The 13,130-nt window shown below is 51.2% G+C and carries 13 protein-coding genes and 2 tRNA genes; 3 read left to right on the top strand and 12 right to left on the bottom strand.

What is annotated here, in order from left to right; all coding sequences use genetic code 11:
- Window positions 1–101: 101 nt before the first annotated feature.
- The 3 genes from E0E16_RS07905 to E0E16_RS07915 form a co-directional block, all read right to left on the bottom strand.
- Window positions 102–172 (bottom strand) — tRNA-Gly (locus tag E0E16_RS07905).
- Between the two features lie 74 nt (window positions 173–246).
- A tRNA-Thr gene (locus E0E16_RS07910) sits at window positions 247–319 on the bottom strand.
- Between the two features lie 273 nt (window positions 320–592).
- A complete protein-coding gene (locus E0E16_RS07915) occupies window positions 593–1,081 on the bottom strand; it encodes a hypothetical protein (protein WP_181951338.1) in 489 nt (162 codons plus the stop codon).
- 461 nt (window positions 1,082–1,542) lie between these two features.
- Here E0E16_RS07915 and E0E16_RS07920 point away from each other — a divergent pair, with 461 nt between their 5' ends.
- The gene (locus tag E0E16_RS07920) at window positions 1,543–2,751 is read left to right on the top strand and encodes an L-serine ammonia-lyase (protein ID WP_130829870.1); all 1,209 of its coding nucleotides are present in this window, start codon (window positions 1,543–1,545) and stop codon (window positions 2,749–2,751) included.
- A gap of 387 nt (window positions 2,752–3,138) precedes the next feature.
- Here E0E16_RS07920 and E0E16_RS07925 read toward each other — a convergent pair whose 3' ends face one another.
- On the bottom strand, window positions 3,139–3,459 hold the full coding sequence (locus E0E16_RS07925; protein ID WP_130829871.1) for a hypothetical protein: 321 nt from the start codon (window positions 3,457–3,459) through the stop codon (window positions 3,139–3,141).
- A gap of 39 nt (window positions 3,460–3,498) precedes the next feature.
- Between E0E16_RS07925 and E0E16_RS07930 the strand changes: the two genes are divergently transcribed.
- Together E0E16_RS07930 and buk are read left to right on the top strand one after the other, a co-directional pair.
- Complete coding sequence (locus E0E16_RS07930) at window positions 3,499–4,422, top strand: phosphate acyltransferase (protein ID WP_130829872.1); 924 nt, start codon at window positions 3,499–3,501, stop codon at window positions 4,420–4,422.
- Window positions 4,406–5,476 (top strand): butyrate kinase, encoded by a 1,071-nt coding sequence (buk, locus tag E0E16_RS07935; protein WP_130829873.1) that lies wholly within the window; start codon window positions 4,406–4,408, stop codon window positions 5,474–5,476. The genes E0E16_RS07930 and buk overlap by 17 nt, the downstream gene beginning before the upstream one ends.
- Window positions 5,477–5,812: 336 nt before the next feature.
- On the opposite strand, the gene E0E16_RS13950 is transcribed toward buk, so the two are convergent.
- The 8 genes from E0E16_RS13950 to E0E16_RS07975 all read right to left on the bottom strand — a co-directional run bounded on the left by E0E16_RS13950 (window position 5,813) and on the right by E0E16_RS07975 (window position 13,077).
- On the bottom strand, window positions 5,813–6,073 hold the full coding sequence (locus E0E16_RS13950) for a hypothetical protein (protein WP_130829874.1): 261 nt from the start codon (window positions 6,071–6,073) through the stop codon (window positions 5,813–5,815).
- Between the two features lie 96 nt (window positions 6,074–6,169).
- Complete coding sequence (locus E0E16_RS07945) at window positions 6,170–6,871, bottom strand: HAD family hydrolase (RefSeq protein WP_255418149.1); 702 nt, start codon at window positions 6,869–6,871, stop codon at window positions 6,170–6,172.
- A complete protein-coding gene (locus tag E0E16_RS07950) occupies window positions 6,868–7,827 on the bottom strand; it encodes a 2-hydroxyacid dehydrogenase (protein WP_130829875.1) in 960 nt (319 codons plus the stop codon). The genes E0E16_RS07945 and E0E16_RS07950 overlap by 4 nt, the downstream gene beginning before the upstream one ends.
- Before the next feature lie 343 nt (window positions 7,828–8,170).
- Window positions 8,171–8,977, bottom strand: a complete 807-nt coding sequence (locus tag E0E16_RS07955) for an N-acetylmuramic acid 6-phosphate etherase (RefSeq protein WP_130829959.1) — start codon at window positions 8,975–8,977, stop codon at window positions 8,171–8,173.
- Window positions 8,978–9,374: 397 nt separating this feature from the next.
- On the bottom strand, window positions 9,375–10,316 hold the full coding sequence (trxB, locus tag E0E16_RS07960) for a thioredoxin-disulfide reductase (RefSeq protein WP_130829876.1): 942 nt from the start codon (window positions 10,314–10,316) through the stop codon (window positions 9,375–9,377).
- A gap of 12 nt (window positions 10,317–10,328) precedes the next feature.
- Window positions 10,329–10,949: a deoxynucleoside kinase gene (locus E0E16_RS07965; RefSeq protein ID WP_130829877.1), complete on the bottom strand. Its 621-nt coding sequence runs from the start codon at window positions 10,947–10,949 to the stop codon at window positions 10,329–10,331.
- Between the two features lie 39 nt (window positions 10,950–10,988).
- On the bottom strand, window positions 10,989–11,603 hold the full coding sequence (locus E0E16_RS07970) for a deoxynucleoside kinase (protein WP_130829878.1): 615 nt from the start codon (window positions 11,601–11,603) through the stop codon (window positions 10,989–10,991).
- Between the two features lie 7 nt (window positions 11,604–11,610).
- The gene (locus E0E16_RS07975) at window positions 11,611–13,077 is read right to left on the bottom strand and encodes an alkaline phosphatase family protein (protein ID WP_130829879.1); all 1,467 of its coding nucleotides are present in this window, start codon (window positions 13,075–13,077) and stop codon (window positions 11,611–11,613) included.
- Between the last annotated feature and the right edge of the window lie 53 nt (window positions 13,078–13,130).

Genomic DNA, 13,130 nt, shown 5'->3' on the forward strand with positions numbered 1-13,130 from the left:
CCCCACACGTCCCGACATGGGGAGAGTGGCGTCAGATTTACAAATCAAGGATGAGGGATATAAAAACTTCGCTGATAAGAAAAACGAACCGCTCGCAAAAGAGCGGAATACGGGAATCGAACCCGCCTCTCAGGCTTGGGAAGCCCGTGCACTACCGATGTGCTAATTCCGCGTGAACGGCAGTCGTGCTTTCTCTCAATATGCGTAAAAAAATGAATTGAGGAAAACGAACACTTCGCTACCATGAGCCGATACCCGGACTCGAACCGGGGACCTACGCATTACGAATGCGTTGCTCTACCAACTGAGCCATATCGGCGAAAGCGGATGCAAAGATACACACAAAATTGGAATTACCCAAATATTCATCTTGATATTTTCATTTTTTCTCCTTTCATTCTTCAAAACCACACTTCTCGCCAAAGAAACATCAATGAAGTGGCAACCGCTGATTTGCCCATTGCCGGATAGGTGTCAATGGCGAGGGAGGAGGTTGGAAATTCCCATCATTCCCACCTTATTGATACCATCATCCCCACCTTATTGATACCATCATTCCCATCTTATTGATACCATTATTCTCACCTTATTATTAATGGTGGGGCAGTGAGGCTTTTTGTCTTGCGTTTCTCTTCGTCATCCTTTCCATAAGTACGGCAGGCGTCCCTACTTGTTCGCCACTTCGGATATCGAGCAACATCGGTGAACGGATGGACTGAAAGAAAAGCAGGTAGAGATACCGCTCGACGACCGAGCACACCCTGATGTTCTTCCGCTCGCGTATTCTGACGATGACCGTGGAAGGATTCTTCGGCGGCTTGCAATGCAACGTGCCACAGATTCGCTCCACGATGTCGCGAAATCCCATCGGCATCCCCCGTTCATCGCGCAGTTTGCCTGTTTCCCAAACCAAATGCGCCAGTTCCACCAAGTCGCATTGCGTACCCGTCCAGCGCAGTCGGCTCTCAGGTCCCAACTCCATCAGACCCCTGAAGCTCTCCACGATGATGTTCTTAATCCTGCCTACCTCCTCCTTCGACCATTTCCTGCCGTTCATCTCGTTTGTGTTTTCTGCTTTCATTCTTAATTAATTGACTATTATAAAGGTTCTCGACTGCGCGACATCGTGCCGGGTTCCGTGTCGGTTCGTCCGTGTTAGTTCCGAAGCGTTGAATGGCACATCAACAAATCGTGTCTGCAAATATACTCATCAATTGTGCACAATGAGTGCAATGTCAAGCCAAAGCTGTGTTAATCTTTGTTATCTTTTCATCCCCTCTTTCTCCTTTTCCTTCTTTTCTTTCGCCGTCCGTTATGCCATACCGGGCGAAGCATGGTCGGCGGTTTTGCGAACTATTAAAGATTGCACCGGAAAAACTTAGTATTTTTCACAAATTATTATGGTGTATCTCTAAATTATTGAGTACATTTGCAACGTCTTCGGCAGAAACAGATTTTCGCCAATGACCGCGGGCTTTCGAAAGGAACGAAACGGAAAACGGCAGAAGGCTGACAGGCTCCCGGGACATAAGCAATACAGATATGGAGTCAATAAAAGAAATTTACAGAATAGGAAAAGGACCTTCCAGCAGCCACACCATGGGGCCGCAGAAGGCATCCCTCGTTTTCGCGGAGCGACATCCTAAGGCCAAGGCATTTGAAGTAACGCTCTACGGCAGTTTGGCAGCCACCGGCAAAGGGCACCTCACCGATGTTGCCATCACCGAAGTGCTGAGCAAGATAGCTCCGGTGAGCATCGTGTGGAAAGCCAACGAAGTGCTGCCTTATCATACCAACGGCATGCTCTTCAAGTCGTTCGATGAGACAGGATCCATCACCGACGAATGGACGGTGTACAGCGTTGGCGGCGGCGCGCTCTCGGAAGGGTTGGGCGAAGACGACTATTTCTACACCAAACCCATCTACAAGTTCAAGACCTTGCAAGAAATAAAGGACTGGTGCGAGGAAACGGGGCGCGGCTTCTGGGAATATGTGGAGCTGAGCGAAGGCCCGGAGATATGGGACTACCTGCACGAAGTGTGGCAAACCATGCAACACGCCATAGAGCACGGACTCGATACCGAAGGCGCACTGCCCGGACCGCTGAAACTGCGCCGAAAAGCCTCCAACTATTACGTGAAGGCACGCGGATACAAAGCATCGCTGCAAAGTCGCGGACTGGTGTATGCCTATGCCTTGGCAGTGAGCGAGGAGAACGCATCGGGCGGCACCATCGTAACCGCACCCACCTGTGGCTCGTGTGGAGTAGTGCCCGCAGTGCTCTACCATATCTATAACGTGCACTCTTTCTCCGAACGGAAAATGCTGCGCGCACTTGCCACGGCAGGCATCTTCGGCAACATCGTCAAGCGCAACGCCTCCATCTCCGGCGCGGAAGTAGGCTGTCAGGGCGAGGTAGGCGTAGCTTGCGCCATGGCATCGGCAGCCTCCTGCCAACTCTTCGGAGGCAGCCCCGCACAGATAGAGTATGCAGCCGAGATGGGGTTGGAACATCACCTTGGAATGACTTGCGACCCGGTGTGCGGACTGGTGCAGATACCTTGCATCGAACGCAACGCCTTTGCCGCTTGTCGCGCCCTCGATGCCCAGCTCTATGCCAACTTCAGCGATGGAAGACACCGCGTTCTGTTCGACCATGTGGTGGAAGTGATGAAGCAGACCGGACACGACCTGCCATCGCTCTACAAGGAGACCAGCGAAGGCGGACTGGCAAAACACTACGAGTTCTGACCTTCCCCAAACCCTCCGTTCCCCGTCCGCATATCCACGGCGGGCAACGGCTTATCTCAAATCAGGATTTCCCAATGTCGCACGGCAAAGAGAAATCCTTTATTTTTTTTCCGGTGATGTCCTGAATGATTTTGTGGAAACCCCACGCAAGGTTGCATCAAATCATGCGCCCGGGACGTATTCTGTTCCAATGCCGGATGGTGCCAACCCTCTCACCCCGATTCATATTCAGATGATGGTAAACAGACGCTTGATGGCGAATATCCGCCCCGACCATCACTACGAAATTACATTACAAAAAACGTATCCGACACATGCTTCGTAACCTGTTGATAATCAGGGTGATATTAATTACAATTGAAAGGTAAGCTTTTGCACGCCGAAAGCTTAGCTTTTGCAGTGCAAAAGGTCATGAATCGGCGTGCAAAAGCTAAACTTTGGATGGAGGAATGAAGAAAATTTAGGACATTGTTGAACTTTTCCCATATCCCCGGGAAAGATTTTTCGCGTTTTCAACGCCCCGGCTAAATAAAGAGAAATGCCATGTAACGAGGCAATTCCGCCCCAACGCCCATCCGCAATGGTGGAAGAACCGGCGATGAATTTCCGGTGTTCTTTGGATTTTTCAGCGAGGAATGAAAAAAAAGAATGTAGAAAATCAACATTTTCTTTTGAAAAAAAAATCTTTTTTGTAACTTTGCTTTTCAAGAAATGATTATAATCGTACAACCTCAAACTTGAATAGCAATGATGAAACCAGCAAGCCCCATCGAAGATTTCAGCCGGTTGGCGGATTATCTTGGCGAACACAAGATAAAAAGAACTGCAGCCGTGGCATGGCCCGAAGACGACCATACACGTGACGCCGTGGAAAAAGCCGCCAACGCGGGCTTCCTCAATCCCATCATGATAGGTTCGGAAGCAACGACAGACCGGTACAAGGGACGCTTCGACACCCTCACGGCAGACAGTCCGGAAGACGCTTCGGAAAAGAGCGTCAGGCTCGTTCGAGAGGGCGAGGCACAAGTGCTCATGAAAGGATTTGTGAATACCGACGTGCTGCTCCGTGCCGTGCTCAACAAGGAGAAAGGCATCTTGCCCAAGGGAAAAGTTCTCACCCACGTCTCCGCGGCAATGATTTCCAATTACCACAAATTGCTCTTCTTCACCGACCCGGCGGTCATTCCCTATCCCACACAGGAACAACGCGTGGCACAAGTGGAATACATCGTGAACATTTGCCACAAGTTTCATGTGGCGTGCCCGAAGGTGTCGCTCATCCATTGCACCGAGAAACCCGATGAACGCCACTTCCCCTTTACGGTCGGATATGAAGAAATCAAACGCATGGCGCGCGAGGGAAAGTTCGGAACGTGTATCGTGGACGGACCACTCGACCTGAAGACATCCTGCTCTCCGGAAGCGTTGCAAGCCAAAAAGATAGCATCCCCCATCGAAGGCGACGCCGACGCGTTGGTCTTCCCCGACATCGAGGCAGGCAACGTGTTCTACAAGACCATTACGCTCTTTGCTCAAACCGAAACGGCAGCCGTGCTGCAAGGAACGAAAGTTCCCGTGGTGCTCCCCAGCCGGGGCGACAGCGTGCAATCGAAGTTTTATAGTTTGGCACTCGCAACATTGATAACTACCGACAATGAACAAGACTTATAAGATATTAGCCATCAATCCCGGCTCCACATCGACGAAGATTTCTGTGTCGCGCAACGAGGAATTGCTCTTCGTGGAAGACATCAAACATAGCCGGGAAGAACTGAGCAGGTTCGAGAAGATATCCGACCAATATGAGTTTCGCAAACAACACGTGCTCGACGAACTGAAACGACGCGACATTCCGCTCGATTTCGATGCCACAGTGGGGCGCGGCGGATTGTCGAAGGCCGTCCCCAGTGGCGTGTTCCGCGTAAATCCGCAGATGATAACCGACCAAAAGAAAGCCTTTCATCAGCACGCCTGCGACCTCGGCTGCATGCTGGCCTACGAAATCGCAGAGCTGATTCCCGGCTGTCCCAGTTTCGTGGCAGATCCCGGCGTCGTTGACGAGATGGTTCCCGAAGCCCACATTACCGGACTTCCTAATGTGAAACGTATATGTATATGGCACGCACTCAACCAAAAAGCCATCGCGAGGAGATATGCCAAGGACAGGGGAACCACCTACGACAAACTGAACCTCATCATCTGTCATTTGGGAGGGGGCATCTCCATAGCCGCACACGAAAAGGGGAGGGCGGTGGATGCCAACAATGCTCTCGACGGCGCAGGACCTTTCTCGCCCGAACGCACCGGCACGCTGCCCATGTCGGAAATCATCCATCTCTGCTTCACAAGCGGCATGACCGAAGAGGAATTGCTTCGACTAGTCAGTGCGCGTGGCGGACTGTTGGCGCATTTGGGAACCAACGACATGCGCGCCATCACCGAACGAATCGCCACCGGAGACAAACATGCAGAATTGGTGGTGTCGGCAATGTTGTGGCATGTGGCAAAAGCCATTGCAGCCGAAGCAGCAGTGCTCAACGGAAAGGTGGATGCCGTGTTGCTCACGGGCGGACTTTGTTACAGCGATTATGTTGTGAGCCGGCTCCGTAAACGCATAGAATTTCTCGCCCCCGTGGTGGTCTATCCCGGTCAGGACGAAATGCTCGCCCTCACCGAGAACGCTCTTGCTGCCCTCAAGGGTGAGCGTGATGTGAAAGATTATTGACGCAACGACACGACATTCATGAATGGATGGAACGCGAGGGACAACTCATAACCGGCTGAAAACCATGTGGCAATGTTAAATGTGTGAATAAATGCTGCAAGACTGCAATCGTTTGCATAAAAAATATTAATTGAAAGCATTTTCTCCGAACAATATTTGCAGGCTCAAAGTATTTTGACTATATTTGTGTCAGCCACTAAGAGAATTTGGTGGCAAGTGGAACACAATTTATAAAGAAAGGAGCTCAAAATGAAAAACTTAGAAACCTTGCAGATTTATCAGGATTATGCTCCTCAAAACAACGATTTTAACGAGAATGATCCGAGAAAGGATGTTTTAGGCGGAGAGATTTGGTACAACTAATTGTTCTCTCACGGGAAGGGGGAACTCCCCAAGTACCCGCCACAAACCAACGGCTTGCGAGCCGTGTCCATGCTTGCTTCGTTGATTGAATGGAGGAATTAAGGAAAAGCCGACAAGCACCGGGAAATGAATGGAAGTGAAAATGCTTCTGCCGCCGGATGACTTGCGGATGAGTTTTTTGATGAAGGCGACCTCGTCAGGTGCAAAAAGATTTGGCGAAGTCGCCTTTTTCATGTCCCGGACATGAGCAAAAGGGGAACAATCCGTCTCCTTCGGATGGCTTTTTCGGTAGAATCGGTTATACAACCGGTATCTTTTAATCGGCTGACACTAAACATGAAGCAGCAATTCGCTCATGGAATGAATGAGGAAGTCTGCCCCGGCTTCGGTCAGTTCTGTCGCGGTTCCGTTGCCATAAGTTACCCCACAGGTTCGCACACCGGCGTTGCGCCCCATGAGAATGTCATAATCCGTATCGCCCACCACCAATGTTTCGTTGGCAGACCTTCCGAAATGCGCAAGAAGGGTGGTTACCGGCTCCGCATCGGGTTTCGCCCGGGTTACGTCGTCGGCACCTATGAGGCAGCTAAAGCAATCCTCCAACTTCATGTCCATAACAAACTGTTGCAGAGAGCGGTGTCGCCTGCTGCTGGCAATAGCCATTTCCATTCCTTTTCGTTGGAGCAACCTCACCGTTTCCACCACCCCCGGGAAGGGTTTCACTGCTCCGGGGACGTTCTTCTCATGGAAAATCCCTCCATACACCTCGGCGCATTGCCGCGCCTGTTCGTTGCTCATGGGCATGAGGGTGGAGAAACACTTCTCCAGCGGCAGTCCGATGGTGCGCGCACACTCCTCCCTTGTTCGTTCCTCCAGTCCCATTTGCCTGAGGGTGAGGAGCATCGTGTCGGTGATGAGCTTGCGCGAGTCGCCTAATGTGCCATCGAAATCAAAGATAATGAGTTTTATTCCCGTCGTGTTGTTTGTTGGTTGCATGGCATTTGTTGTTTCTGTCGTGAGCGGTTGCTTCATGCCGATACCACGTTGATGGGCTTTCCGTTGAAGAAGCCTTGTATGTTGTCCCGGATGATGCCGAGCAACCTTTGTCGTGTCTCATACCCTTTCCACCCGATATGTGGCGTGAGGATGACATTATCGAGCTTGTAGAGCGGATTGTCGGCAACGGGCGGTTCTTGTTCTTGCACGTCCAGTCCGGCTCCGGCTATCTTTCCGGTGCTCAGTGCCTCGATGAGTGCCGGTTCGTCGATGAGTGCGCCGCGTGCGGTGTTGATGAGAAAAGCGGTTGGTTTCATCAGGGCAATGGCGTTCTTGTCGATGATGTGGTGTGTTTCGGGGGTCAGCGGACAATGCAGCGACAAGTAGTCGGATTGTTTTAACAGCTGCTCTAACGAGACATACTTAACATTCTCGATATCAATTCCTTTATGACGTTTGTAAATCAGTACTTTCATGCCTAATGCCAGGCCTATCTTCACCACTTCGCTGCCGATGTTTCCCGCACCGACCACGCCCAGCGTCTTGCCATTCACTTCCGTGTGGGGTACTTTCAGATGTTCGGTGAAGTTGCTTCTGTCGTTTTTTGCCAACATGCCGATTTGCCTTTGCATTGACGATGACAAGGCGAGCAGCATCATTACGGCGGTGTGTGCCACGCGTTCCGAGCTGTAAGCGGGTATGTTGCATACGGTGATGTGGCGTTTTCTTGCGGCTTCGATGTCGATGTTGTTATATCCCGTGCCTGCTTCCACGATGAGTTCCACGCTGTCGGGGAACTGTTCGATGAGTGTTGCCGGTACGGGGAGTTCCTTCGTAACGATGGCTCGTGCGCCTTTGATTTTTTCAATAAACTCTTCCGGTTTCGTGTCGGCATGGACAATGGTGTCGGCAGAAAGCGTTTGGAAGTCCATGGTGCCGTCGAAGTTCATTTTCCCGGCATTCATCACAACGATTTTCTGATTTGTTTCCATATTTTTTCTGTTTATCGGACGGTCTTTCTTGCTGTCCGTAATCGATTGTTCGCTCGATGATTTTTGAAATCTCGGCGATACAAAATTACGTTTTTTTCTCGATAATCTCCTATTCTTCGTGCTTTTTCTTGTTCTTCTCGTTTCAAAGTGTTCGGTGGAACGAGAATGAAACGGAGCGAAAAATGCCCGGACTTGTCATTCACAAGCTCGGGCACATCATTTCTCTGTCGTTTTTTTCTTCCTTTGTGTTAAGCAAAGATTTCATTGTTTCAATCTCTTTTCTTTGTAAGAGTTGGATTTGCGGAGGTCTGTTGGCATTGAATGTCATTGCAGTTTGGAAGCGTTATTTCTGTTTCAAGGCGGCTGCCACGGAGCCTTTTCCGAGCAGCAGTTGGCGTGCGGTGTCGTAGTCGATGTGGAGGGAGCGGGCAACGATGCGTGTGCCGCGATCGATGAGTTTCTCGTTGGAGAGCATGAGGTGCACCATCTTGTTGCCATCGACGCGTCCGAGTCGTATCATGGCAGTGGTGCTAATCATGTTGAGCACCATTTTTTGGGCGGTTCCCGACTTCATGCGCGTGCTGCCCGTAACGTATTCCGGACCCACATCGAGCACGATGCTCACCTGTGCTTCGTTCACGATGGGGGAGTGGGGCACGGAGGTGATGCAGGCGGTGAAGATGCCTTTCTCGCGTGCCTTGTGCAGTGCTCCCACCACGAAGGGTGTGCTTCCCGAAGCTGTGATGCCGATGATGGTGTCGGTGGGGTTGGCGTGTGCTGCCAGGAGTTCGTGCCACCCCATGTTTGGGTTGTCCTCGGCGTGTTCCACGGCATGGCGCAAAGCCTTGTCGCCTCCGGCGATGATGGCGTTGAAGATGTTTTCGGGCATGCCGTAGGTGGGGGGTATTTCGGAGGCATCGAGTGCACCTAACCTGCCGCTTGTTCCGGCTCCGATGTAGAACACTCTGCCCCCGTGTGGTACTTGTCGGGCAATGTGTTCCACCACTTTTTCCATCTGTGGAATCATTGCTTCGACCGCGATTGCCACTTTTTGGTCTTCGTGGTTGATTTCGGTGAGTAGTTCGCGCGTTGTCTTGTGTTCCAAATTCGTGTAGAGCGACTCGCGTTCCGTCAGTTTGTCGTAACTCATGTTGTATTGAAGTGGATGCCGAACCGGGGCTCCTTGTCGCAGGTGTTGGTGTGGGGGCGTCCGGTGGCAGCGTTCTGTTGTGCCACTTTGTGTTGTCCGGGTGGTTTTTGGCAGTGGGGGCGAGTGGTGAGCAGGTGGAAATATCTTTACATCCATCAGGTTTCTTTCTCGTCTTCCAACTGTCTGTGAAACAGGGCTTTGCCACTCGTCTTGCAATTGCTGTCGTTTTGCGTTGCATTTGCTTAGCTTTTGGTTGTCAAAAGCTAAGCTTTTGGCGTGCGAAAGCTTAGCCATGGCTGTGGAGTGGCTGAAAAATCTTTACTTGTGCCTGTTTCTTTCGTTTCTTGAAGTGTGCGTGTATGAATATATTTTTATATAAACATATATTGTTTTTATTTTATTTTTCTCCTTTGTCTTGCAGGAATCGGTCTGCTTCTATGGCAGCCATTGCTCCCGCTCCGGCCGCCACCACTCCTTGTCGGTAGGTGGGGTCTGCCACGTCGCCTGCCGCGAAGACTCCTTCGACGTTTGTTGCGGTTGATTTTGGTTTGGTGAGGATGAATCCTTGTGGGTCGAGTTCCAATTGGTTTTTGAAGAGTTCGGTGTTGGGTCGGTGTCCGATGGCGAGGAAGAAGCCGTCTATGTCGATGTCGTATTTTTCTTCGTTGGGTTCTCCTTTGTGTCTGACGAGATGTGCGCCCTCCACTCCCCGTTCTCCGAAGAGTCCGATGGTGTTGGTGTTGAAGAGGATTTCGATGTTGTCTTTTTCCTTGACTCGTTTCTGCATGATTTCTGTCGCGCGCAGGTAAGGTTTTCTGACAATCATGTACACTTTCTTGGCGAGTCCTGCGAGATACATTGCTTCTTCGCATGCGGTGTCTCCTCCTCCCACTACTGCCACGATGCGTTTGCGATAGAAGAATCCGTCGCAGGTGGCACATGCGCTGACGCCCTGTCCGCGGTATTTTTCTTCATCGGGCAGTCCGAGATATTTCGCTCCGGCACCTGTGGCGATGATGAGTGTTTCCGCCTGTATGATGTTTCCTCGTTCGTCCTCGCAGATGAAGGGTCGGTGCGAGAGGTCTGCCTTCACGATGGCTCCGTCGCGCACGTCTGCTCCCACGTTTTGGGCTTGTTGTTGCATTTCTGCCATGAGTTCGTTGGCATCGATGCCGTTTTTGAATCCGGGGAAGTTTTCCACGATGGTTGTTGTGGTGAGTTGTCCTCCGGGTTGTATGCCTTTGTAGATGACCGGTTGCAGGTTTGCCCTGCTTGCGTATATTGCGGCTGTGTAGCCGGCCGGTCCGCTGCCGATGATGAGTGTTTTTGTTTTTTCCATATTCTGTTATAATTATTTTATTGGGAAGAGTCCGAAGAGTCGGTCGTCTATCATGTCTGTAACTTTTTGGAAGTCTTGTGGGTTTTCGGCGAAGTTCAGTTCGTCTCCCTCCACAATCATGAGGTGTCCGTCGTAGGTTTTAATCCAGTCCTCGTAGCGTTCGTTGAGTCCTCTGAGGTAGTCGATGCGCATGGTTTGTTCGTATTCCCTTCCTCTCATTTGTATGTGTTCGATGAGGTGGGGGACGCTGCTGCGTATGTAGATGAGCAGGTCGGGGAGTTTGACGAGACTGAGCATGAGGTTGAAGAGGTGGGTGTAGTTATCGAAGTCGCGGTCGCTCATGAGTCCCATGTCGTGCAGGTTGGGTGCGAAGATGCGTGCGTCCTCGAAGATGGTTCTGTCCTGTATGATGGTGTTGTCCGATCGGGATATTTCCACTACGTCGCGGAATCGTTTGTTGAGGAAATAGATTTGCAGGTTGAACGCCCATCTGTTCATATCCTTGTAGTAATCGGCGAGATAGGGGTTGTTGTCCACGGGTTCGTAGTGGGCTTTCCATCCGTATCTTTTTGCGAGGAGTGTGGTGAGTGTGGTTTTTCCCGCGCCGATGTTTCCGGCAATTGCTATGTGCATGATTTTGTTTTGTTTTGTTTTGTTTGTTTGGAGTGGGTGTCAGAATAGTCCGAAGAGTTCCCGGTCGATTTTGTCGGTGATGACTCCGAGGTCTTTGGGTTGGCTCTCGTAGTCGAGGTGATCTACGTTGATGGTGAGCACGCGTCCTTTGTATCTCTTGGCGATGAAGTCCTCGTAGCGTTGGTTGATGTTCTCTAGATAGTCGAGTGGTATTTTCTGCTCGTAGTCGCGTCCGCGTTTCTCGATGTTTTCCACGAGGTGGCTCACCGATGCGCGCAGGTAAATCATGAGGTCGGGATAGCGCACGACATCGGTCATGTCTTCGAAGAGTTCCATGTAGGTTTCGTAGTCGCGTTTGTCGAGGTTGCCCATGGCGAAGTTGTTGGCTGTGAAGACATAGACTCCCTCATAGATGGAGCGGTCTTGTATGATGTCGTCGGTGCCGGTGCTGATTTCGAGCAGGTCCTTGAATCTTTCTTTCAGGAAGAACACCTCCATGGGGAACGACCATCGCTTGATGTCCTTGTAGTAATCGTTGAGATAGGGGTTGAACTCCACCGACTCGTATTTTGGTTTCCATCCGTAGCGTTTGGCGAGCAATCGCGTGAGCGTGGTTTTTCCGCTCCCTATGTTTCCGGCTATGGCAATGTGCATGATGTTTTTATTTCAGTAAGTTACGTCCTATGCAGCCGTTGGGCATCTGAATTTTCAACATTCCGCAAATGGTGGCAGCGATGTCGTTGATGGTGGCTTCTTGTGAGGATGCGCCCCGGGGGATGTTCCATCCGTAGAGGAGCCACGGCAGATGAGTGTCGTAGGGGTAGGGTTGTCCGTGCGATGTGCCTTTGTAGTCGGGGCTGTCTTTGGCTTCGAAGAATTGTGGTCGGGTGATGATGCCGATTTCGCCGGAGCGGTTGCGGAAGTATCCGTTTTCCATTCTCTGTCTGAACCATTGTGGCATGGTTTGTTCGGAGATTTTCTCCTCATCGAAGACGTAGAGGTATTGTGGGTCTTGCTTCAGGTAGGCGATGGCTTCGTCGATGACCTTTTGTTTCGCGATGCCGCTCTTTGTTATGATGGAGTCGTTGAGGAAGAACTGGTAGTTGTCTTCGCCGAAGACGGGGGCTATGCCGATGGTTTTTTCCAAGTGGGCGTTGAGCTGTTTCACGGCTTTGTCGTAGTCGAATGCGCCTGCCGGTATGTTGTTCTTTTTGAGATAGTTGTAGTTGTGTGCAGCTCCGTGGTCGGCGGTGAGGAAGAGTAGGTAGTTGCCGCGTCCCACTTGTTGGTCGAGTGCATTGAGGAAGTGTGCCAAGTCTTTGTCGAGCTGCATGAAGACGTCGTGGTTTTCCTTTCCCCGCGTGCCGTATTTGTGTCCGATGGCATCGGTGGAGGAGATGCTGACGGTGAGCATGTCGGTGGTGTTGCCTTGTCCGAGTTTTTCGTTGAAGAGTGCGGCTTCAGCCATTTGGAAGGTCATGGTAACGCCCGTGTTCGAGGTTTTGATGTTGAACTTCGGTGCGGTGTGGTGTATCCGATTAAAGTCTTTCACCCATTGGGGCAGTTCCTTCATGTAATAGGTGGAGGAGATGAAGTGTCCTGCCGATGTGTCCCACCAATAGGCTGCATCGGCGGAATGTCCGGCGGGGAGTATGGCAGCTCGGTCTTTCAGTGCAATGCCGATGACTTTCGACCGGAAGTCGGTGGCAAGTTTGAGTTGGTCGCCGATGGTGGTGGTGAGCATTCGTCGCGGGCTCATCTTTCCCTCTTTGCTTGTTGAGCCTACGGTTTGTGCCTCGGCATCGTCGCAGCAATAAACGAACTTGTCGTTGTCGGCGAAGTAGTTGCCGGCAATGCCGTGGATGGCAGGTATCGAGCCGGTGAAGGCCGATGTATGACCTACGGCGGTTACGGTGGGTGCGTAGTTGATGTGGGTGTTCTCGAATGAGAATCCGTCGTTGAGCAGACGTTTCAAGCCGTTCGGGGCATATTCTTCGTTGTAAAGATAGAGATAGTCCCAGCGCATTTGATCAACGACGAGTCCGACGATGAGTTTGGGTCTCGCCACTTGCGCCTCAAGGGTGAGCGCGATGATGAGCAGTGGCAGGAGGATGGATAGCTTTTTCATTTCGTTTGTTGTTGTTTTTGGGGTTGTGTCCGCGAGGAACGGTTGGTAATTGC

Source organism: Prevotella rectalis (assembly GCF_900607215.1).
Classification (GTDB): Bacteria; Bacteroidota; Bacteroidia; order Bacteroidales; family Bacteroidaceae; genus Prevotella; species Prevotella brunnea.

Excerpts from the sequence above, each read along its gene's own strand:
- E0E16_RS07970 (WP_130829878.1), bottom strand. The coding sequence starts at position 11,603 with ATGCACATTGCCATAGCCGGAAACATAGGGAGCGGAAAAACCACGCTC.
- E0E16_RS07955 (WP_130829959.1), bottom strand. The coding sequence starts at position 8,977 with ATGAGTTACGACAAACTGACGGAACGCGAGTCGCTCTACACGAATTTG.
- E0E16_RS07920 (WP_130829870.1), top strand. The coding sequence starts at position 1,543 with ATGGAGTCAATAAAAGAAATTTACAGAATAGGAAAAGGACCTTCCAGC.
- E0E16_RS07915 (WP_181951338.1), bottom strand. The coding sequence starts at position 1,081 with ATGAAAGCAGAAAACACAAACGAGATGAACGGCAGGAAATGGTCGAAG.
- E0E16_RS13950 (WP_130829874.1), bottom strand. The coding sequence starts at position 6,073 with ATGAAAAAGGCGACTTCGCCAAATCTTTTTGCACCTGACGAGGTCGCC.
- buk (WP_130829873.1), top strand. The coding sequence starts at position 4,406 with ATGAACAAGACTTATAAGATATTAGCCATCAATCCCGGCTCCACATCG.
- E0E16_RS07965 (WP_130829877.1), bottom strand. The coding sequence starts at position 10,949 with ATGCACATAGCAATTGCCGGAAACATCGGCGCGGGAAAAACCACACTC.
- E0E16_RS07950 (WP_130829875.1), bottom strand. The coding sequence starts at position 7,827 with ATGGAAACAAATCAGAAAATCGTTGTGATGAATGCCGGGAAAATGAAC.
- E0E16_RS07930 (WP_130829872.1), top strand. The coding sequence starts at position 3,499 with ATGATGAAACCAGCAAGCCCCATCGAAGATTTCAGCCGGTTGGCGGAT.
- trxB (WP_130829876.1), bottom strand. The coding sequence starts at position 10,316 with ATGGAAAAAACAAAAACACTCATCATCGGCAGCGGACCGGCCGGCTAC.
- E0E16_RS07975 (WP_130829879.1), bottom strand. The coding sequence starts at position 13,077 with ATGAAAAAGCTATCCATCCTCCTGCCACTGCTCATCATCGCGCTCACC.
- E0E16_RS07945 (WP_255418149.1), bottom strand. The coding sequence starts at position 6,871 with ATGAAGCAACCGCTCACGACAGAAACAACAAATGCCATGCAACCAACA.